17 protein-coding genes are annotated in these 21356 nt (G+C 66.1%); 9 read left to right on the forward strand and 8 right to left on the reverse strand.

Annotated features, from left to right (window positions below):
* Nucleotides 1–14 precede the first annotated feature (14 nt).
* The 3 genes from B6S44_RS17480 to B6S44_RS17490 are packed head-to-tail and all read right to left on the reverse strand — an operon-like array spanning nucleotide 15 to nucleotide 3319.
* Nucleotides 15–1511, reverse strand: a complete 1497-nt coding sequence (locus tag B6S44_RS17480; RefSeq protein ID WP_129158160.1) for a type VI secretion system Vgr family protein — start codon at nucleotides 1509–1511, stop codon at nucleotides 15–17.
* A gap of 36 nt (nucleotides 1512–1547) precedes the next feature.
* Nucleotides 1548–1841 carry a hypothetical protein gene (locus tag B6S44_RS17485; protein ID WP_129158161.1) on the reverse strand — a complete coding sequence of 98 codons (294 nt, stop codon included), beginning with the start codon at nucleotides 1839–1841 and terminating at the stop codon, nucleotides 1548–1550.
* Entirely contained in the window at nucleotides 1835–3319 is a 1485-nt protein-coding gene (locus B6S44_RS17490; protein ID WP_248309633.1) for an ImcF-related family protein, read from the reverse strand. Before B6S44_RS17490 ends, B6S44_RS17485 begins: the two co-directional genes overlap by 7 nt.
* Between B6S44_RS17490 and B6S44_RS29885 the strand changes: the two genes are divergently transcribed.
* The 6 genes from B6S44_RS29885 (at nucleotide 3302) to B6S44_RS17515 (ending at nucleotide 9110) form a co-directional block, all read left to right on the forward strand.
* Nucleotides 3302–3682 carry a DUF4150 domain-containing protein gene (locus B6S44_RS29885; RefSeq protein ID WP_248309634.1) on the forward strand — a complete coding sequence of 127 codons (381 nt, stop codon included), beginning with the start codon at nucleotides 3302–3304 and terminating at the stop codon, nucleotides 3680–3682. The two genes, B6S44_RS17490 and B6S44_RS29885, sit on opposite strands and share 18 nt — an antisense overlap.
* A 38-nt stretch (nucleotides 3683–3720) precedes the next feature.
* Nucleotides 3721–5214, forward strand: coding sequence for a DUF3540 domain-containing protein (locus B6S44_RS17495; RefSeq protein ID WP_129158163.1), 1494 nt, complete (start codon nucleotides 3721–3723; stop codon nucleotides 5212–5214).
* 8 nt (nucleotides 5215–5222) lie between these two features.
* On the forward strand, nucleotides 5223–5876 hold the full coding sequence (locus tag B6S44_RS17500; RefSeq protein ID WP_164985874.1) for a DUF3540 domain-containing protein: 654 nt from the start codon (nucleotides 5223–5225) through the stop codon (nucleotides 5874–5876).
* Nucleotides 5873–7654, forward strand: a complete 1782-nt coding sequence (locus B6S44_RS17505; RefSeq protein WP_129158165.1) for a tetratricopeptide repeat protein — start codon at nucleotides 5873–5875, stop codon at nucleotides 7652–7654. The genes B6S44_RS17500 and B6S44_RS17505 overlap by 4 nt, the downstream gene beginning before the upstream one ends.
* The gene (locus B6S44_RS17510) at nucleotides 7651–8484 is read left to right on the forward strand and encodes a transglutaminase-like domain-containing protein (RefSeq protein ID WP_129158166.1); all 834 of its coding nucleotides are present in this window, start codon (nucleotides 7651–7653) and stop codon (nucleotides 8482–8484) included. The genes B6S44_RS17505 and B6S44_RS17510 overlap by 4 nt, the downstream gene beginning before the upstream one ends.
* 152 nt (nucleotides 8485–8636) lie before the next feature.
* Nucleotides 8637–9110 carry a MarR family winged helix-turn-helix transcriptional regulator gene (locus B6S44_RS17515; RefSeq protein ID WP_129158167.1) on the forward strand — a complete coding sequence of 158 codons (474 nt, stop codon included), beginning with the start codon at nucleotides 8637–8639 and terminating at the stop codon, nucleotides 9108–9110.
* A gap of 115 nt (nucleotides 9111–9225) precedes the next feature.
* Here B6S44_RS17515 and frc read toward each other — a convergent pair whose 3' ends face one another.
* The 3 genes from frc to B6S44_RS17530 all read right to left on the reverse strand — a co-directional run bounded on the left by frc (nucleotide 9226) and on the right by B6S44_RS17530 (nucleotide 12995).
* Complete coding sequence (frc, locus tag B6S44_RS17520; RefSeq protein ID WP_129158168.1) at nucleotides 9226–10497, reverse strand: formyl-CoA transferase; 1272 nt, start codon at nucleotides 10495–10497, stop codon at nucleotides 9226–9228.
* Nucleotides 10498–10510: 13 nt separating this feature from the next.
* Nucleotides 10511–12247, reverse strand: coding sequence for an oxalyl-CoA decarboxylase (gene oxc / locus B6S44_RS17525; protein WP_129158169.1), 1737 nt, complete (start codon nucleotides 12245–12247; stop codon nucleotides 10511–10513).
* A gap of 61 nt (nucleotides 12248–12308) precedes the next feature.
* Nucleotides 12309–12995 (reverse strand): GntR family transcriptional regulator, encoded by a 687-nt coding sequence (locus B6S44_RS17530; protein WP_129158170.1) that lies wholly within the window; start codon nucleotides 12993–12995, stop codon nucleotides 12309–12311.
* Between the two features lie 265 nt (nucleotides 12996–13260).
* Between B6S44_RS17530 and B6S44_RS17535 the strand changes: the two genes are divergently transcribed.
* The 3 genes from B6S44_RS17535 to B6S44_RS17545 all read left to right on the forward strand — a co-directional run bounded on the left by B6S44_RS17535 (nucleotide 13261) and on the right by B6S44_RS17545 (nucleotide 16499).
* On the forward strand, nucleotides 13261–14775 hold the full coding sequence (locus B6S44_RS17535) for a tripartite tricarboxylate transporter permease (RefSeq protein ID WP_129158171.1): 1515 nt from the start codon (nucleotides 13261–13263) through the stop codon (nucleotides 14773–14775).
* A gap of 88 nt (nucleotides 14776–14863) precedes the next feature.
* Nucleotides 14864–15883: a Bug family tripartite tricarboxylate transporter substrate binding protein gene (locus B6S44_RS17540; RefSeq protein WP_129158172.1), complete on the forward strand. Its 1020-nt coding sequence runs from the start codon at nucleotides 14864–14866 to the stop codon at nucleotides 15881–15883.
* 100 nt (nucleotides 15884–15983) lie between these two features.
* On the forward strand, nucleotides 15984–16499 hold the full coding sequence (locus B6S44_RS17545; protein ID WP_129158173.1) for a tripartite tricarboxylate transporter TctB family protein: 516 nt from the start codon (nucleotides 15984–15986) through the stop codon (nucleotides 16497–16499).
* 231 nt (nucleotides 16500–16730) lie between these two features.
* On the opposite strand, the gene fdhF is transcribed toward B6S44_RS17545, so the two are convergent.
* Both fdhF and B6S44_RS17555 read right to left on the reverse strand, forming a co-directional pair.
* Nucleotides 16731–19505, reverse strand: coding sequence for a formate dehydrogenase subunit alpha (gene fdhF, locus B6S44_RS17550; RefSeq protein WP_129158174.1), 2775 nt, complete (start codon nucleotides 19503–19505; stop codon nucleotides 16731–16733).
* Entirely contained in the window at nucleotides 19502–21223 is a 1722-nt protein-coding gene (locus tag B6S44_RS17555) for an NAD(P)H-dependent oxidoreductase subunit E (protein WP_129158175.1), read from the reverse strand. Before B6S44_RS17555 ends, fdhF begins: the two co-directional genes overlap by 4 nt.
* Nucleotides 21224–21356 lie beyond the last annotated feature (133 nt).

The raw sequence follows: 21356 nt of genomic DNA on the forward strand, positions 1-21356 counted from the left end.
AAACTACCCAACACTCAGCTCGCCGAGCCGTCGTTCATCTCGAACAGAGTGCCGGACGGCGAGCGGAAGCGGTTGAGCGTGCGGTTGCGCTTGGAGACGACATTGGGCGTCAGCGGATTCGGCACGGCGCCGACGATGATCGGCCGGTCGATGTCGCCATTGACACAGCTGAGGATAACCTCGGTGCCCTTCAGCAGCGGGAAATGCATGCCGGTGTCGGCGGGGCCGGCATAGGGCTCGGCCTTGCGCAGGAACTCGCTCGCCTTGCCCTCGGCGCTGTCGCCCTCGTCATAGCGCAGGCGCACCTTGTAACGTCCTTGCGTATCGACCTCGGCGCGCGTGCCGTCGGCCTCGCCGTCGACGAAGGCGTTGAACAACCCGGCCGCCAGCGGGCGCGGCGTGCGCCGTTCCGGCCGGAACGGCACGGAGAGCGGGATCGCCTCGAAGCGGTTGCCATAGGGCGCGCCCGCGACGGCTTCGCCAGCGCCATAGCCGACCGGGGCCGGCGTCGAGACCTCGTGCTCGACCGCGATGACGAGATAGCGATCGTCGAGCGAAGGATGTCCGGTCAGGCTGAAGAATGCGCCGGGGCGCAATTGCGGCGCATTGCTGACGCCGCGGAAAACCTTGGCACGACAGGCGATCTCCTCGGCCCGGACCTTGGCGAGATGATCGCCTTCGTCGGGTTCGAGGAAGTGCTGGCCGTATTCGATGATGGTACCGGTCTTGCCGCCCTCGACCTCTGCCCGGGCGCGCAGCAGCAGTGCCGGCTTCTCGGGGTTGTATTCGCGCAGCACGACCGATTTCGTCACCGGCCGAGCAACGAAGCCGAACGAGGTCACCGCCGCCTGCGCCGTGCTGATCGCGTCATGGCCATGGCGGTAAGGCAGCGACTTCGCCTCGATGAAGGCGACGTTGCTGTCGCCGAACACCGCGCTCTCGCCATCCTCGCTTTGCTTGAAAAAGTAGAAGATGCCGCTGCCCTCGCACCAGCGCGACAGAAAGGCGAGGTCGCTTTCATTGTACTGCACGATGAATTCGCGCTCGCGATAGCTCGCGGCGAGATTGAGCTCGTGCTCGATGGTGATGTGACCGTGATTGGCCGCCAGCGAGCCTTCGAGCTCCTTCTGAATGATGTCCTTGACCGAAACCTTGCTGGTCGAGCCGTAGACCTGGTTCTGGCGGCTGAGCTCCAGCATCCTGAGGCGCGGCGCGATCACCACCGCGTAGAGATGGCCCTGGTCGCCGAGCGGGTCCTCGGCGGCGAACTCGACGACGACGCCGTGTACCACCAGTTCGCCGGCCTCCGTGTTCAGCATCAGCTTGGCCCGCTCGCCGACCACGTCCTGGGTACTGATTGCCTTGTCGGAGCGGAACGCCACCCGGTAGGCGTAGGGCTCCGAGATCGCCTCGCGGCCGGTGACCCGCTCGATATGCAGGCCGTCCTTGATGCTGCCGCTGGCAAGCGAGAGCGCGATCGTGGTGTCGTGACTGGCGGGTCGGTCGAGCATGGCACGTCGCGTCCGATAAGGGGAACGAAGGTGACGCTAGGGCGGGGCGTTGACAGGTTTACGACGGTGCAGGCGTTCGAGCAGGCTTTGGGCATGGCCGAGCAAGGCGCGGCGATGGTCCGAAAGCTTCGGCCGCAGGATGCGGCCGGCGAAATCGAGCGCGCTGCCCGGCCGCGTCTCTGCCTCCCAGTCGAAGCCGCGCCGCAAGGCAACCCAGCGGCCACCGCGAAAGCTGGGCGGCAAGGCTGGGACCAGCCCCTCCGCCATCGCCGCCGCAGCCGAACGGCCATCGAAAGGGTGTTTCCCGGCGACCATTACATAGGTCAGCACGGCGAAGGAGAAGATATCGTCGCGCGGGTCCGGCGCTTGCCCGGCGAGCGCAGCCGGCGAGGCATAGGCCGGCGTGACCGCGCGCAGCCGCCTGAGGAAGAAGCCGGTCTCGTCCTCGGATGGTCGGTGAAGGGCACGAGCCGTGCAACCGTGATCGCGCCCTGCCAGGAGCGGATATAGTCCGCGACATAGCGGTCCATCACCTCGCGCGTGCCGGTCTGGACCACGCCGGAGCCGGCGGCTTCGCCACCGGTGACCCAGTCGATCCCGAGCTCCTCGCGGATCAGGATCGGCAGCCGCGGCAGCACGAAGTCGTAGAAGGCCTCGCGCGTGAAGGCCGCCGGGATGACGGAGACAGCGTTGTTACCGCTGCGGCCGAGCCCGAAATCGATCACGCCGGCGCCGATCGCAGTCGAGAGGTCGATCGGACGCAAACGCGGATTCTGCGCGGCTTCGCGCAGCAGCCTTGCATAGACCTGCTCGCTGCGCGGGGTCCGCATCAGCCGCGCCCGCGTCGTATCGATGATGCGCCGGTCTGTCGGCAGCGGCTTCGGCAACAGCGCGACGAGCTCGTCGAAATGCCGTCCGAGTTCGGCCGCCCGGCTTTGGTCGACCGGGAAGGCAAGCTGCGCCTCCTCGCGCGCGGCGCGCTGCACCACGCTGCGGTCGAAGCGCTCAGTGTCGCTCAGCATTAGATAGCTGCGCAGAAGATCGCGCATGGCTTCGTTCTCGGCGCCGATCTGGGAGAGGCCGGTGAGCCGCTCCGACAGACGCGTCGCGAAGGCCGGGTAGAGCCGGTCGACGATGAGGCGCTCGCGCAGTTCCGCCGCCGCGGGCGCGAGCGAGGGCGTGGCGCTCAGCCCGAAGCCGTCGAGCCAGCCTAGGATGCCGCCCTGTCCGCCCGCATCGCGCACCGCGTCCGCCGCCTGGAGCACGGGCAGCAGCGTCGCCGGCGTGACACGCGCCGGCACCGCCGCCAGCCGCGTCTCGACCGGCGCGAGCGCTTGATTGGTCGCGTCGATCCTGGCCTGGCTACGCGTCGCAGCGCCCCACCAGAGCACGCCGAGGCCGATCACCAGCGCCGCCGCCACGGCATAGCCGACGTTCTGCGCCCGCACGAGGCTGCGTTCGAGCTTGCGGTCGACGCCGACGAGCCCCTGCTCCTCGAAGATCACCTCGGTCAGCAGCCGGTTGACGAAGAAGGCCTTGCCCTGCCCCGAGAACGGCGCCCGCTGGCCGCTAGTGAGACCGAAATTGCGCCCGAACGCGGCGAGTACGCGGTCGATCGGCGTGCCTTCCTGCGTGCCGCTGGTGAAGTAGACGCCGCGCAACCGCGACTGCGTCTCGAACTTGCTCTGCTTGAAGATCTCGTGGACGAAGCTCGCCAGATCCCGGCGCAAACCGGCGAATTCCTTGGGGAAGAGATAGATGCGCCCGCGCCGGTTGAGGCCGCGCTCGGCATGGGCGCGCTCACGCATGACCTGGTCGAGACGGTCGGCAAGCTCGCGCAGGTTCTCATCGAGGAGCTCGGTTATCCCAACATCGCGCTCGCGCCGATGGCGATACCGACGCAGATCACCACCTTCCTGACCTGCATGCCGGCGCACAACCTTCTGACCACGAAGCCGATCAGCCTCGGCGACCAGCCCGGCGTCCTGCTCGGCGTCGCCTCGGGCTTCGTCATGGGGCCGGTGAAGCACGCCATGGGATCGGTGACGATGTTCCTCGGCGGCCCGCCCGCCACGAAGATGCTCAACCCGACAATGCAGAACGGCATGAGCCCGAACATCGTCGGCATCACGCTCGCCCCCAGCCAGGTCACCACGATCTGCCTGTCCTGAGACAACGGCCGCATTTCTGATCCCACGGGAGAGCACCGATGATGCCCGCCGCTACCGCCCTGATCCCGCCCACCGGCCCTATGCCGGCGCTGCGCCCGGCAACGGTGGCCGCCCGCACCGGCGACCGGCTGCTGCTCCGGAGCGAGGCCGGCGAGGTTTCGGCCTGCGTCGCCCTCTCCTGCCCGCTCTCCCCAAAGGTCGGCGACGAGGTCCTTGCCTGGGCCGGCGGCGAGGAATGGCACATCCTCGCCGTGCTCGGTCGCGGCGTGCAAACGGAACAGCATGTTCGTCCGAATGGCCTGGAAGGCGTGATCGACGGCGAGGCGAAGCCGTTGCCGCGGGTACCGCATTACGAGGACGCTTCGGTCACCGAAGGCGAGGCCGCGGCCGGCCGACCCTATACCCGCATCGACGTGCCGCTGAAGCCCGACGAATTCGGCAGCGGCACCTATCTGCGCCTCGGCGCCTATGTCGAAGGCGAGGAGGGCGCGATGATGCCCGACCTCGCGCTCTCGAAGAGCACCGCCTCGAACACGACCAAGACCGAACCGAGCCCGGACCTGTCGCTGACCGCGCTGCTCAGCGGCAAGAACCCCTTTGTCGGCATGGCCGAGACAGCCAACGCCGCCAAGGAGAGCGACGCGACCAATGCCGATGGCAGCATCAAGCAGGGCTATCTGAAGCGCGGCGACAAGTTCGTGAAGAACAAGGCCGGCCAGATGGAATTGATGACCATCTCGACCAAGGCGACGACGACGACCTCCTCCGGCGACGGCTTCCTCGGCAAGACCGATTCAGACGTCAATCTCTCCGTCGGCGGCGGCATGCTGGTCGACATCGTCAAGGGCCAGACCACCAACGTCTCCGACGGGGACATCAAGTTCACGGCGCCGGCCGGCGTCTTTGCCGTCAACGCCCTCTCCGGCGTCTCGATCACCGCCGGCACGCCCGACGCGCCGGCCAACATCTCCCTGCTCGCCTATGGCTATGTGAAGAACGAGGCCAAGGGGCCGCTCTCGGAATGGCTCTATTCCACTTCCGAGAAGAAGACCTACGGCACGGCCAAGGAGTGGTTCTACGGCGAGAAATACACAGAGTTCCACGGCTACGAGGAGAAGAAGTTCTTCGGCACCTCGATCAGCTATTTCCTCGGCGACCAGATCTCGACCAACCTGGCCGCGCGCATCAGCATGACGCTGGCGGCGACGCTGACCCTCGCTTTGGGCACGGAGTTCCGCCTCAACGCCGCGATCGATCTCAAGATCAATCTCGCCATCGACATGAACATCATCATCGGCGTCGCCTTCAAGGGCGTCATCGGCCTCGACACCAAGGCGGTGCTCGGCTCGGACTTCAAATACGTCAATGGCCTGGATTTCAAATGGGTCGGCGTTGATGGCAAGAAATTCGGTTTGGAGCTGAAGAACGCCGACATGAACGCCTATCTCAAGGCGGTCGTGATCGGGAAGAGCACAGTCGAGATCGGCGGCAAGGACGTCGATGTCAAAACCGGCCTGCTTCTCAGGTCATGAGCCCGTCCTTGCACAACTCCTACGCCACCGCTGACGCGTCGGCCGGCGCGAATTCCGCGCCTTTCGGGGCAGCGGACGGGCTGAGTTCCGCGCGCGTGCTCGCGATCACCGGTGAACGCTGCCTGGTGCAGGACGAGGCGGGGACGCGCGAGGCCTCGCGCGCTGTCTCCTGCCTGATCCAACCGCAGCCCGAGGACGAAGTGCTCATCGTCGCCTCCGGCCGACGCGTCTTCATCCTCGCCGTCCTGACCCGCGCCGGCCTCGGCGATGCGACCCTCTCCTTGCCGGATCGGGCCGCAAGCCTTGCCATCGCGGCACCGAGCATCGCTCTCAACGCCACGGCCCGGCTCGGGCTCGAAGCGCCGGAAGTGGCCGTGACCAGCAGGCGCTTCCACCTTGTTACGGACGTGCTGACGCAGGTTTCGCGATTGGCGTCCGTGATCGGCGACGCCCTGACCACCGTCGTCGGCCGCCAGTCGACCGTAGCGCAGCGCATCGAGGTGACGTCACAAGAGCGGAATACCGCGATCGCCGGCATCGACAGCGAGCGCATCGGCACGCATCTCTCGCAGACCGAGCTGACCACGGTCAGCGCGGCGGTCGAGACGCATCTGGCCCGCGACGATATCCGCCTCGACGCCAAGCGCGTAACGATCGGATGAGCGCGCCGGCAGCCGCCACCAGCCATGCGACCAGGGTGCGGGCCGGGCTGAAGCGCCTGTCCGAAGGCCGGACGGACGAAGCCGAGGTGATCCTGCGCGAGGCGCTCGCGGCCCGGCCGGACGATCCCTGGGTGCTGAACGGGCTCGGCGGCGTCGCATTGCTGCGTCGTGACACGGCAGCGGCAGAAAAGCTGATCGGCACCGCGGCAAGATTGCAGCCGGGGGAGCCCGAAATCCTCGCCAATCTCGCCGCCCTGCACACCGAATGCGATCGCCTCGACGACGCCGAAACCTGCCTCGACGAGGCGGTCCGCCTCGCCCCACGCCATGCGGGCATAAGGGAACGCCGGGCCGAGCTTCTGCTGGCACGACGGCGCCCCGAGGATGCGGCTCGCGAGGCCCAGCATGCGCTTGAATGCGATCCCGAACGGCCGCGCGCCTGGCTGCTGCGCGGCCTCTGCGCGCTTGCGGCCTCGGACCGGCCGCTCGCCATCGCCTGCTTCGAGGAAGCCGTCGCCCTCGACGAAGCCTGCATTGAAGCCTGGCACAATCTCGCCGAAGCCCATGCCTCGCTCGGCGATGAAGCGGTCGCGATCGACTGTGCCGAGCGCGCCTATCTCTGCGCTCCGTCGGACCCGGCGCATATCGTCACCCTGGCGCGGCTCCTCGCCGCCCGCGATCCCAGCCGTTCAGGCGAGCTGCTGCGGCGTGCGCTGGCCCTCGCGCCAGGCTACCTGCCCGCGCTGGAGCTGCAGGCGCTGACTGCGACGGACGATGCAACGGCCCGCCAGGCTTTCGCCGCACTGGCTACGGCGGCTCGCGAGAACGGTGCCGGGAGCGGCCCTGCTTTGCTCACGCTGGCGCGGGCACTGGCCGGCGCAGGACGTTTCGCGGACGCGCTGCTGGCGAGCGAACGCGCCGCAGCCATGGAGCTTCCCGAGGCGCGTCCGCTGCGGCACGCCTGCCTGTTCGCGCTCGGCCGCTTCGAGGAGGCCTATCACGGGCTCCCAGAGCCACGCCGGGCGATCGATGCGGTGCTCGTCCCCCCCGACATGCCGCTCGGCGAAGTCGTCTTCGCGCTGCGCCTGCTGCCGGCACTCACCGAGCAAGCGGGCCGGGAGCTGCCGCTGTTGGCGCCGTCGGCCCTGCATTCGCTGCTGGCGCCGCTAGCACCGATCCTCTCGGAAGCCGGCAGCGCAGATGCCTCGCAGCCGCTCATTCTCGCCGAGGCGATGGCGCATCTGCGCGCCGATGCCGGGATGCTCGCCATGTCGGCGCCCTATGTCACGGTCGAGCCTGGCCGGGCCGGACTCTGGCAGGATGCGATCGCGGCGCTGCCCGGCCCACGCATCGGCATCGTCTGGTCGGCCCGCATTCCCGGAATGGGGCTGGAGGATCTCCTGGCTGCGGCCCGCCCGCTTGGCACGGTAGTGAGCCTGGCGATCGGCGCGGCGCGGGACGAACTCGCCCGTGTGCCCGATGTCATCGATGCCGGCCACCGGATCGGCGGACCGGAGGACCTCGCCGCCGCCATCGCCTCACTCGACCTGGTGCTGGCGCCGGATTGCCTCGCTTTGCACCTTGCGGGTGCGCTCCGCCAGCCTGGAATCGCGCTCCTGCCGCGTGCACCACACTGGATCTGGCAGGAAGAGGCAGGGCGGGCGAGATTCTATCCGTCGCTGACGCCTTACCGGGCGGTATCGCCGGATACGACCTCGCCCGGCTCAGAACTCGAACGGCTCATCCGCACGCGTCTCGCCACCGAAGCGGAAGCATGACGACAGGGAGTCCCTCGCTTTCCGAGCGGATCCATCTGACGCTCGATGTCGTCTACGCCTTCGATCGACCGGCGTATCATCTCGATCTCGAACTCCGGGCTCGGCCCCTGCTCGCCGCTGAACCGCGACTCGCCCCGATCCGTCTCGCCTGCGAGCCGGAAGCTCGGTTCGAGCCAACCGAACTCGACGGAAACGGCGTCGCGGTCGACAGGCTGAAGCTCGCCGGGCCGGTCTCCCGCCTGCGGCTCAATGCCAGCTTCGATCGCCCGATCGGTCTTGATGAGCCCCTGCCCGCTCTCGTTCCGACCGCAAGTGACCTCGCGGTCGAAGGCCTGCCGTTTGCCGCGAGCGCCATGCCCTGGCAGCAGGCCCTGGCAAACCTTCGCGAGTCCTGGCGCTACAGCGACGCCCCGCTTCACCAGTCACCAAGTCTGCAGGAGATCGCGCAGCGACGGACAGGCTCCTGCGAAGCGATGACGCGTCTCGCAGTCGAGATGGTCCGCACTCAAGGCGTCCCCGCCCGGTTTATCGGCGGCTACCGCCTCGCCGGCCCGCCAGGAGATACGCGCCCGGTCCGACGCCATGCCTGGATCGCCGTCTGGGACGGAATGCAATGGCGCCCATTCGACCCTCTCGCAACATCCGGAGCGGCGAACATGGTTGTCGCAACGGCATTCGGCGGCCGGCTTCAAGATATTGCCGTCGTTCAGGGCCGCTTCAAGGGCGCCGGCCAGGCACGATTGATCGTCTCCGCGCATGCCCAACGGCACATCGTCCAAGCTCATGCTTCTCAGGAAGCAGGTTCAGTCGTCGCGCGGTCGTGTCCCTGATGGTGGTGTAGCTTCAGATAGTCGCCTCGAGCCGGCTGCATCCAGAACCCCGCGCGAGATGGATACTCTCCGGCTTTTGCGCTCTAACGCATGACAGGGGCACTCATTAGCCAAGAGAATCCTCGGAACTCATCCGAGGGGCAGCAGGACAGATGGAACCAACCAAGCTCGAAAGCGCCGGGACAGCCTGGCGACACGCCAATGTCGGCCGCCTTCTCAACAATGCAGTGCGCCGCTTCGAGGCGCGTGTCCTCGAACTGATGAGCAATGGCGGTCATGCAGAAACCCGCATTGCGCATGTGAGCTTGACCCGCAATCTCGATGTCGGTGGGACGCGGCTTACCGAGCTCGCCCGACGCGCCTCCATGAGCAAGCAGGCGATGGGCGAACTGGTCGACCAATGCGCCGCGCTCGGACTGGTCACGCGTGCCGTCGATCCGAGCGACCGGCGTGCCCGTATCGTGACCTTCACCCCGGCCGGGTTGACCTGGCTTGCGGCCTTTCGTGACGCCGTCGACATCGCCGAGCGCGAGATGCGTTCGCAGTTGGGCGAGCAGGCCATGGACGCGGTCGTGAAGGGCCTTGCGACCTATGCCGTCGCGTTCGACACCCTTGCTCCCGATTGAGCTTTGCCCCGCCGCTCGAGGCCGCACCGGTCAGGCGCTCCCGCCCTGACACGAAAAAGGGTGGCGCCTCGTTGCCGAGGTGCCACCCCAAGAGGTCAATGGCAGCTTTGAAAAACTACTCCGCCGCCTGCGCCAACGCGCCGGTGGCGCCCGATTCGATAATCGCCGTGATGCGGCCCTCATCGAGCTTCAGCACGTCGCGCAGCACCTCATCGGTGTGCTCGCCGAGCAATGGCGAACGCTTGACCACAGTCGGGCTGTTGGAGAGCTTGATCGGGTTGCCGACCGAGAGATATTTGCCGCGCTTGGGATGATCGACCTCGACCACCGTCCCGGTCTCGCGCAGCGACTTCTCCTCGGCGATCTCCTTCATCGACAGGATCGGCCCGCACGGGATGTCGTACTCGTTGAGGATGTCCATGGCCTCGAACTTGGTCTTGGACATGGTCCATTGCTCGATGCGCCCGAAGATCTCGTTCAGCCTCGGCAGGCGCGCCGGCGGCTTGGCGTAGTTCGGGTCGGTCTTCCAGGTCGGCTCGCCAATGACGTCGCAGATCTTCTCCCAGACCGGGGCCTGGGTGATGAAGTAGATGTAGGCGTTGGGATCGGTCTCCCAGCCCTTGCATTTCAGGATGCGGCCCGGTTGGCCGCCGCCGGAATCATTGCCGGCGCGCGGCACGGCATCGCCGAAGGGCAGGCCTTCGCCGAACTGGCTGTATTCCTTCAAGGGGCCGTGGTCGAGGCGCTGCTGGTCGCGCAGCTTGACGCGGCAGAGATTGAGCACGCCATCCTGCATCGCACAATCGACCTTCTGGCCGAGGCCGGAATGGGTCCGATGATAGAGCGCCGTGACGATGCCGAGTGCGAGGTGCAGGCCGGTTCCCGAATCGCCGATCTGAGCGCCCGTGACCAACGGCAGGCCGTCGCGGAAGCCGGTGGTCGAGGCGGCGCCGCCAGCGCATTGCGCGACGTTCTCGTAGACCTTGCAGTCTTCATAAGGGCCGGGGCCGAAGCCCTTGACCGAGGCGACGATCAGGCGGGGATTGGTGGCGTGAATCTTCTCCCAGGTCAGGCCCATGCGATCGAGCACGCCCGGGGCGAAGTTCTCGACCAGCACATCGCAAATCTTCACCATCTCCCAGAGCACTTCCATGCCCTTCGGGTTCTTGGTGTCGAGCGTGATCGAGCGCTTGTTGTGGTTCAGCATCGTGAAATAGAGGCTGTCGGCATCCGGCACGTCGCAGAGCTGGCCGCGCGTGATGTCGCCGGAGCCGGGACGCTCGATCTTGATCACGTCGGCGCCGAACCAGGCGAGGAGCTGCGTGCAGGTCGGCCCCGACTGGACGTGGGTGAAGTCGAGAATCTTGACGCCTTCGAGCGCTTTCATTTTGTCTCCTCCCTTACTTCTTCTTGAGTGCGCTTTGCGGATTCAGATTGCCGATGCGACCGCTTTCGCTGCCGGCGGTCGGATCGATCACCGCGTTGATCAAGGTGGGCTTGCCGCTGTCCATCGCCGCGTTGACGGCGCGCTTCAGCTCGTCGGGCGACGTCGCGTTGACGCCGACGCCGCCGAACGCCTCCATCATGCGATCGTAGCGCGCATCCTTGACGAACACGGTCGTGGCGGGATCGGCGCCGGCGTCATTGACGTCGGTGCCGCGATAGATGCCGTTGTTATTGAAGATGACGATGCAGACCGGCAGGTTGTACCGGCAGATCGTCTCGACCTCCATTCCGGAGAAGCCGAAGGCCGAATCGCCTTCGACGGCGAGCACCGGCTTGCCGGTCTCGACGGCGGCGGCGATGGCGTAGCCCATGCCGATGCCCATCACGCCCCAGGTGCCGACGTCGAGGCGCTTGCGCGGCTGATGCATGTCGATGACGCCGCGCGCGAGATCGAGCGTGTTGGCGCCTTCATTGATGAGGATGGCGTCCGGCCGCTCCTTGATGATCGTGCGCAGCACGCCGAGCGCACCGTGATAGTCCATCGGCACGTTGTTGTTCATCAGGCGCGGCGCCATCTTGGCGACGTTCTCGTCGCGCTTCCTGGCGACGGACGCAGTCCAGTCCGCTGGCGCCGCCGGCCATGCGCCGCCCATGCCCGCGAGCAGCGCTGAGACGCAGGAGCCGATATCGCCGACCACGGGCGCGACGATCTCGACGTTGGAGTCCATCTCCTTCGGCTCGATGTCGATCTGGATGAACTGCTTGGGTGCGTCGCCCCAGCTCTTGCCCTTGCCGTGCGAGAGCAGCCAGTTGAGGCGTGCGCCGATCAGCATGACGACATCGGAATCCTTCAACACCGTCGAGCGGGCCGCGCCGGCGCATTGCGGATGAAGATCCGGCAGCAGGCCCTTGGCCATGCTCATCGGCAGGAACGGAACGCCGCTCTTTTCAACGAACTGGCGGATCGCGTCGTCGGCCTGGGCGTAGGCCGCACCCTTGCCGAGAATGATCAGCGGCCGCTTGGCGCCCTTCAGCACGTCGAGCGCGCGCTGGATCGAGTCCGGCGCCGGAAGCTGCGCCGGCGCGGCGTCGATCACCTTGACCAGCGACTTCGCGCCCTCCTCGGCGTCCATCACCTGGCCGAACAGCTTTGCCGGCAGGTCGAGGTAGACACCGCCCGGTCGGCCGGAGACCGCGGCGCGGATCGCGCGCGCCAGGCCGATGCCGATGTCCTGGGCGTGCAGGATGCGGAACGCCGCCTTGCAGAGCGGCTTGGCGACGGCGAGTTGGTCCATCTCCTCGTAATCGCCCTGCTGCAGATCGACGATCTCGCGCTCCGACGAACCCGAGATCAGGATCATCGGGAAACAGTTCGTGGTCGCATGCGCAAGCGCGGTCAGGCCGTTGAGGAAGCCGGGCGCCGACACGGTGAGGCAGACACCAGGCTTCTTCGTGAGGAAGCCGGCGATCGAGGCGGCGTAGCCGGCGTTCTGCTCGTGGCGGAACGACAGCATCCGGATGCCCGCGGCTTGCGCCATGCGGCCGAAATCGGTGATCGGAATACCCGGCACGCCATAGATCGTGTCGAGGCCGTTGAGCTTCAACGCATCGATGATGAGGTTGAAGCCGTCGGTCAGCTCGCGCTCTGGTTCGGGCGCGGCAGAAGAGATGCTTTGTACGACTGCGGACATCCCGCTTTCTCCCTAGTCGATTGTTTCTTCTTGGCTACTTTGTTGTTTGCCTTGGCCCCGCTCAGTCGAGCTGGACGAATTGCTCGACATGTTGCCTCAGCTTGAGCGTGTGCTCGCGGACGAGCCGCTCGGCGCGCTCACCGTTGCGCGTTTCCAGCGCCTCGATGATCTCCTTGTGATCGACGATGGAACGGCGGGCCCGGTCCCTCTCGAAGATCGTGCGCTGGCGGATGGCGCGCACATGCGTGAACAGGCCGGTGGTGATCTCGGTGATGAGCTTGCAGCCGGAGAGCGCGACGATCGCCGCATGGAAGCGGATATTGGCGTCCGAATACTCGCCCAGATGCTCTTCGATGTCGGCACTGTCGAAGGTGTCGACGAGGTTGTGCAGCCCGGCGATATCCTCGTCCGAGGCGACTTCGGTGGCGAGCCGGGCGGCCATGCTTTCGAGCGCGGCCCAGACCGTGATCATCTCGAGAATCTCGGCCTTGGTCTTGCGCACGATGAAGATGCCGCGGCGCGGCGCGATCCTGACCAGGCCTTCCTGCTCGAGCTGGGCGAGCGCCTCGCGCAACGGCGTCCGGCTGACGCCGAACTGAAGCGAAAGCGCGCGCTCGTCGAGCCGCAACTCGGCGCCGGCGTCATAGATCTTCATCGTTCCGATCGCGGCCTTCAGCGCCTCATAGGTGCGGCTCTTGAGGCTTTGCACCTCCTCGATGGGCTGAATTTCAAGCTGTGCCTTGACCATTGCGAAGTCGATTTCCGTGTTGCCCTAGCCAAACGCCGCCAGCGCATCATGCGTTATGGCAGCGGTGGTTTCTGGCATACCATATAATGAAAGAAATAGCCGCGCAACGGCCATAATCCAGCAATTATTATGCTGCAGCGCATCCAAATATGGCATATTGCATGCCACGCAGTTTCATCCTAGGCTAACTCAAACAAGGCCAGTCGGTGCTGCGTTGGTCATTGCGCGGTCCCTGAACAAGGCCAGTCTATGGGGATGAAGCGCTATGGATGAACTGAACGCCCTGTTCGGCGGATTCGCCGTTGCTCTCAGCGCCTACCACATCATGCTCATGGTGATCGGCATCACGCTCGGCGTCGTGATCGGCGTCCTGCCGGGGCTTGGTGGCGCCAACGGTGTCGCCATTCTTCTGCCTCTGACCTTCAGCATGCCGCCGACCTCGGCGATCATCCTGCTGACCAGCATCTATTGGGGAGCGCTGTTCGGCGGCGCGATCACCTCGATCCTCTTCAACATCCCCGGCGAGCCCTGGTCGGTGGCGACGACCTTCGACGGGCATCCGATGGCGCAGAACGGCAAGGCCGACGAGGCGCTCGTCGGCGCCTTCACGGCGTCCTTCGTCGGCGCCATTTTCGCCGTCTGCCTGATCACCTTCCTTGCGCCGGTGGTCGCGAAATTCGCCTTGAAATTCGGCCCCGCGGAGTTCTTCGCGGTCCAGTTTCTCACCTTCGCCAGCTTCATCGGCATGGGCCGGGGCTCGGCGTTCAAGACAGTCGCCTCGATGTGCCTCGGCTTCGCGCTGGCCTCCGTCGGCCTGGACGGTGTGACGGGCACGCTCCGGATGACATTCGGGCAGGATGAGCTCCTGAACGGCTTCAAGTTCCTCGTCGCGGTCATCGGCCTCTTCGGCATCGGCGAGATCCTCTGCTCGATGGAAGACGGGCTCAAATTCAACGGCGCCACTGCCAAGCTGCGCATGGATGCGGTCATCCGCACCTGGAAGCAGCTGCCCGGGATGTGGCTGACCTTCCTCCGCAGCTGCATCGTCGGCTGCTGGATGGGCATCACGCCGGGCGGCGCGACGCCCGCCTCCTTCATGGGCTATGGCATCGCCAAGCGCCTGTCGAAGCGCGGCGACAATTTCGGCAAGGGCGAGCTCGAAGGCGTGGTGGCCCCGGAGACCGCCGCCCATGCCGCCGGCACCGCCGCGCTGCTGCCGATGCTCACGCTGGGCATCCCCGGCTCGCCGACCGCGGCAGTGCTGCTCGGCGGCCTGCTGATCTGGGGCCTGCAGCCCGGACCGCTGCTCTTCGTCGAACAGCCGGACTTCGTCTGGGGCCTGATCGCCTCGATGTATCTCGGCAACGTCGTCGGCCTGATCATGGTGCTGACCTGCGTGCCCTTCTTCGCCGCGATCCTGCGCGTACCCTTCTCGATCATCGCCCCAGCGATCGTCTTCGTCTGCGCCATCGGTGCCTACACCGTGAACAACGCGATGTTCGACGTCTGGATGATGCTGGCCTTCGGTGTGCTCGGCTATCTGTTCAACAAGCTGCGTTACCCGCTGCCGCCACTCGTGCTGGCGCTGGTGCTCGGCGACCAGGCGGAGAGCTCCTTCCGCCAGGCCATGCTGGTCTCGCAAGGCAATGTCGGCGTGTTCTGGTCGAACTGGCTGTGCGGCAGCATCATGACACTCGGCCTGGTGATGGCGTTCTGGCCGATGCTGCAGGCGCTACGCGTCAAACTTTCGAGCAACGGCGCCATCACCCGCGCGGCCTGATGCCGTCCAGCATGGTTCCCGCAACATATTCGCCTTCATGACTTTGCCAACGCGGCGACAAAAGCCGCCTATAATGGGAGGAAGCGTGATGATCCGGAGGGAAGTCTCGAAGGCCAAGACAATTGCGGCAGCGCTGGCGGCGAGCGCCTGCCTGACCTCGCCCAGCTGGGCGCAGAGCTGGGAACCGACCAAGCCGGTAACGCTGGTCATCCCGGCGGGCACCGGCGGCGGCGCCGACCAGATGGCGCGCTTCATCCAGGGCGTCGTCCAGAAGCACAACCTGATGAAGCAGCCGCTCATCGTGATCAACAAGGCCGGCGGTGCGGGCGCCGAAGGCTTCCTGGAGATGAAGGCCAGCGCCAGCGACCCGCACAAGATCACGATCACGCTGTCGAACCTGTTCACAACGCCGCTCGGCACCGGCTCGCCCTTCAACTGGAAGGACATGAAGCCGGTCGCAATGCTGGCGCTCGACCAGTTTGTCCTGTGGGTGAACAGCGAGAAGCCCTACAAGACGGCCAAGGACTATGTCGACGCGGTCAAGGCCGGCACGGACCGCCAGTTCAAGATGGGCGGGACCGGCTCGAAACAGGAAGACCAGATCGTCACGGCGGCGGTCGAGCAGCTGACCGACGGCAAGAAGTTCACCTACGTGCCCTATGCGGGCGGCGGACAGGTCGCGGTTCAGCTCGTCGGCAACCATGTCGACTCGACCGTGAACAACCCGATCGAGGCCGTCGGGCAATGGCGGGCCGGGCAGCTCAGGCCGCTCTGCATCTTCGATGCACAACGCTCGACCTACACCGCCAAGGTCACCGACAAGGAAGCTTGGAGCGACATCCCGACCTGCAAGGAATCGGGCCTGCCGGTCGAGTACCAGATGCTGCGCGGCATCTTCACCACCAAGAACGCGACGCCGGCTCAGGTGAACTTCTATGTCGACCTGCTCAAGAAGGTGATGGCGACGCCGGACTGGAAGGAGTTCATGGAAAAGGGCGCCTTCAACCAGACCATGATGACCGGCGCCGACTACGAGAAGTGGCTGGTAAGCGCCGAGACGCTGCATTCCGACCTGATGAAGAAGGCCGGCTTCCTCGCAACGCAGTGAATCTGACAACACCGGAGCGCGGCGCAAACGATCGCGCTCCGATCAGCCAACCATCGCGGAGCTGGCGCGCCGGCAGTAGTCCCCAGCCAGGAGCACGATAATGAGCAGCAACGAAGAAGCCGAAGAAGACCGTCCACTCGTCAGCTATCGCACATTGGACATCGCGGTCGCGATCTTCTTCCTGATCGTCGCGGCGATCGTGATAACCGACAGCCTGCGCCTCGGCATCTCCTGGAAGCCGAACGAGGGGCCGCAGCCCGGCCTGTTCCCGTTCTACATCGTCGTGGCGATGGGCATCGCCTCCCTCGTCAACCTGGCCCAGGCACTGCCGCACACGCCGGCTGGCGAGAAGACTGCGACGACCATTCCAGGCATCAAGCGGATGGCTGCAATCTTCGTTCCCGCCGTCCTCTTCGTGCTGGCGACGAACTACATCGGCATCTACGTCTCGGCCGCGGTCTATATCGGGGCCTTCATGGTGTTCTTCGGCAAGTTTCCGGTGTGGCAGGCTCTGGCCGTCTCACTCGGCATTGCGATCGTCAATTTCATGATGTTCGAGGTCTGGTTCCTGGTGCCGCTGCCCAAGGGACCGCTGGAAGCAGCTCTCGGTTACTGATCCTTGTCGCCGCACAGGCGGGCCGGGCGCAACGCCCGGCCCGCCTGATCTTTTTTGGGTGACGAGATGCTTTGGCCGACGGGCCTGCCGGCCGGTCCGATAGGCCGTCACCGGATAACGCTGATTTCCGACCAGAACCGCGCTCCCCACGCGTCCATCATGCCGATGGGGACGTCCGGGCGGGACCGCCCTGCCCCTATGACATCTCGTGCAGTGCGCAGCTCACCGGCTTCATTCCGCCGCGGTGATCAGTGCTTCCTCGACCGGGCGCGCCCTTACGGCGCAGAACTTGAACTCGGGGATCTTGCCGAAGGGGTCGAGCGCCGGATTGGTCAAAAGGTTGGCCGCCGCCTCCGCATAGCAGAACGGCAGGAACACCATGTTCTGCGGCACGTCGCGATCCGAGCGCACCTTCACCGCGACGGCGCCACGGCGGGTCTCCAGCCTGACAAAGCCCCCGGGCGCGATACCAAGGCGCCCCAGGTCGCGCGGTGACATGAGCGCCACAGCTTCCGGCTCCAGATCGTCGAGGACGCCGGCGCGCCGCGTCATCGACCCGGTATGCCAGTGCTCGAGCACGCGCCCAGTCGACAGCACCATCGGATACTCGTCATCCGGCAGTTCGTCAGGCGCGACGATCTTGGCCGGCACGATCCTGGCTCGCCCGCTTTCGGTCGGGAAGCCGCGGGCGAAGATGATCTCGTTGCCGGGCTGGTCCGGCCCGTCGACGGGGTAGGTTACCGCCCCTTCGCGCTCCAGCCGCTCCCAGGTGATGTTCTTGAACGATGGCATCACCAGCGCCATTTCGGCGAAGACGTCGGCCGGGCTCTCATAGGTCCAGCCGCAGCCCATGCGCCGCGCGATCTCCTGGATGATCCACCAGTCCTGCCTGGCATCGCCTGGCGGGCGCACCACCTGGCGGGCCATCTGCACGCGCCTGTCGGTGTTGGTGAAGGTGCCGGCCTTCTCGGCGAAGGCCGAGGCCGGCAGCACGACATCGGCGTGGAAGGCGGTCTCGGTCAGGAACAGATCCTGCACGACCAGATGGTCGAGCATGGCGAGCGCGCCACGGGCGTGGTTGAGGTCCGGGTCCGACATCGCCGGATTCTCGCCCTCGATATACATGCCGTTGATCTCGCCGGCATGGATCGCATTCATGATCTCGACGACGGTGAGGCCCTTCTTCGGATCGAGCGACTGGCCCCAGAGCTCCTCGAAGATCGCGCGGACCTCCGCCTTCTCGACCGACTGGTAGTCAGGATAGACCATCGGGATCAGGCCGGCATCGGAAGCGCCCTGGACGTTGTTCTGGCCGCGCAGCGGGTGCAGGCCGGTGCCGGGCCGGCCGATCTGGCCGGTCACCATCGCGAGCGCGATCAGGCAGCGGGCATTATCGGTGCCGTGGATGTGCTGGCTGATGCCCATGCCCCAGAAGATGATCGAGGCGCGCGAGCGGGCATAGGCGCGCGCAACCTCCTTCAGCTCCTCGGCCGGAATGCCGCAGACCGCCGCCATTGTCTCCGGCGGGAAGGCCTGGATGCTCTCCTTCAGCCGCTCATAGCCCTCCGTGTAACCGGCAATGTACTGCTCGTCGGTCAGGCCTTCAGTGATGATGGTATGCAGCAGCGCGTTCAGCATGGCGACGTCGCTGCCGGGCTTGAAGGCAAGGTGCTTCCAGGCATGGCGCGAGAGCGCCTGCCCGCGCGGGTCCATGATGACGAGCTTGGCACCTTTCTTGGCGGCGTTCTTAAGGAAGGTCGCCGCGACCGGATGGTTCACGGTCGGATTGGCGCCGATGACGATGATTACTTCGGCGTCGAGCGCGGCCGAGAACGGCGCGGTGACGGCGCCGGAATTGACGCCCTCCATCAGCGCCGCCACCGAGGAGGCGTGGCAGAGCCTGGTGCAGTGGTCGACATTGTTCGAGCCGAAGCCGGTGCGCACCAGCTTCTGGAAGAGATAAGCCTCCTCATTCGAGCCCTTGGCCGAGCCGAAGCCGGCGAGCGCCTTGCGGCCCTTCCCGTCTCGGACGCGGTTGAGCCCGTTTGCCGCGAGATCGAGCGCCTCCTCCCAGGAGGCTTCGCGGAAATGCGTCCAGGGGTTGGCGGGATCGACCTGGTCGCGCGCATCCTTCGGCATGTTCGGCAGCCGCACCAGCGGCTTGGTCAGCCGGTGCGGGTGGTGGATATAGTCGAAGCCGAAACGGCCCTTGACGCAGAGCCGGTTGCGGTTGGCCGGCCCGTCACGCCCCTCCGCATAGACGATCGCCTCGTCCTTGACGTTGTAGGTGACCTGGCAGCCGACCCCGCAATAGGGACAGAGCGAATCGACCTTCTTGTCGGGATAGACCGTGCGGGTCTGGTCCGCGTCGAGGAAGGCCGACGGCATCAGCGCCCCGGTCGGGCAGGCCTGCACGCACTCACCGCAGGCGACGCAGGTCGACTGGCCCATCGGGTCGTCGAAATCGAAGACGATCTTGGTGCCTGCGCTGCGATAGGCCATGCCGATCACATCGTTGACCTGGACCTCGCGGCAGGCCCGCACACACAGGCCGCACTGGATGCAGGCGTCGAGATTGACGCTCATCGCGGTGTGGCTGACATCCGAGCTCCAGCGCAGGGCCGCAGGGAAGCGGCTTTCGGTGACGCCGGTCTTGTCCGCCCAGTTCCAGAATTTCGAGGTCGGATCATGCGAGGTCGCCCGCACCGGCTGGTCGGCCACGAGCAGTTCCATCACCATCTTGCGGGCCTTCTCGGCCCGCTCGGTCCCGGTATGGACCTTCATGCCGACAGTCGGCTTGCGCATGCAGGAAGCGGCGAGCACGCGCTCGCCCTCGATCTCGACCATGCAAACGCGGCAATTGCCGTCGGCCCGGTAGTCGGGCTCCGGCGAGTAGCACAGATGCGGAATCGCGGTGCCGAGCCGCTGCGCCACCTGCCAGATCGTCTCGCCGTAGGCGGCTTCGACGCGCTCGCCATTCAGTTCGAAGCTGATGCCCTGTGTCATTCCGCGGCATCCCTCGTCATGAATTCCTCGGGGAAGTAACGCATCACGCAGGTCAACGGGTTCGAGGCCGCCTGGCCGAGCCCACAGATCGAGGCGTCGCGCATCGCCTGCGAGAGCTCGCCCAGCAACTCCTGGTTCCAGATCGGGCGCTGCATCAGCATCACCGCCTTCTGCGTCCCGGCGCGGCAGGGCGTGCACTGCCCGCAGCTCTCATCCTCGAAGAAGCGCATCAGGTTGAGCGCGGCGGCGCGCATATCGTCCTGCTCGGAGAGGACCACCACGGCGGCCGAACCAATGAAGCAGCCATGCTTCTCGAGCGTGCCGAAATCGAGCGGGATGTCGTCCATCGCGGCGGGCAGGATGCCGCCGGATGCGCCGCCCGGCAGATAGGCGTGGAAGCGGTGGCCGTCCTGCATGCCGCCGCAGAATTCCTCGATCAGCTCACGGATGGTGACGCCGGCCGGGGCGAGCTTGACGCCGGGCTCCCTGACCCGGCCGGAGACCGAATAGCTGCGCAGGCCCGTGCGGCCGTTTCGGCCATGGGAGTTCCACCAGCTGTTGCCCTTCTCGACGATGTCGCGGATCCAGTAGAGCGTCTCGACATTGTTGATGAGGGTCGGCTGGCCGAAGAGGCCGACCTGGAACGGATAGGGCGGCTTGTGGCGCGGCAGGCCGCGCTTGCCCTCGAGGCTTTCGAGCAGCGAGGACTCCTCCCCGCAGATATAGGCCCCTGCCCCGCGCCGCAGATGGATCGCCGGCCCGCCGGCCGGCAGCCTGGCGATCTCGCGTTCCAGGATCGCGCGCGCCACCGGGTATTCGTCGCGAATATAGATGTAGACCTCGTCCGCCTCGACGACATGAGCGCCGATCAGGGTGCCTTCGAGGAAGCGATGCGGGTCGGTCTGGAGATAGAGGCGGTCCTTGAAGGTGCCCGGCTCGCCCTCGTCGCCATTCACCGCCATCAGCCGCGGACCCGGCTCGCCGCGCACGGCGCGCCATTTGCGGCCCGTCGGGAAGCCTGCGCCACCGAGGCCGCGCAGGCCGGAATCGTCGAGCACCGTCAGGATCGATTCGATACTGCGCTCGCCCGAGCGCAGGTTGTTCAGCAGCGCATAGCCGCCACCCGCGACATAGGCGTCGTAACCGACATACGCATCCATGTGCGGATGAGTGTCCTTGGCCTCGATCGCGGCCAGCACCGTCTCCGCCGTGGCATCGTGCAGGAAGTTATGGCCGACCTCGATCGCCGGCGCGTGATCACACAAGCCGACGCAGGGCGCCCGCACCACGCGCACACCGGGACCAACCGAATCCTGCAGGGTCGCGAGCAGCTCTTCCGAGCCGTGCATCGCGCAGGTGAGACTGTCGCAGACGCGCACGGTCAGGCGCGGAAGCGCAGGCTCGCCTTCCTTCACAATGTCGAAATGGGCGTAGAAGGTCGCGGTCTCGAAGACCTCCGCGAAGGATAGCCGCATCTCCTCGGCGAGCGCCGCCAGATGGGCCGCCGAGATCTGGTGGTAGCGGTCCTGGATCAGATGAAGATGCTCGATCAGGAGGTCGCGCCGGCGCGGGCGCTCGCCGAGCAGCTCCGCGATCTCCTGCAGCGCGCGAGGTTCGACCTGCCGCCCTTTCGGCGTCGACCTGGCGCGCTTCCGGCCAAGGCCCGGATGCTCAAAGGCGTGGACATTGTGATTGCGCTGATCGTGCTGCCCGCTCATCGGCCGAAGCGTCCTCCCTCTCCGGGATCGGATCCCGTCTGCCCTGTGCCGTTATCCCGGCCCTTGCGGCGAGACGCGACGTTATCCGAAAGATTCCAAGGTGCCAACCTCTGGCATGCATAATGCCAGATCA

The organism is Allobosea sp. Tri-44, assembly GCF_004123845.1.
In the GTDB taxonomy this organism is placed as follows: Bacteria; Pseudomonadota; Alphaproteobacteria; order Rhizobiales; family Beijerinckiaceae; genus Allobosea.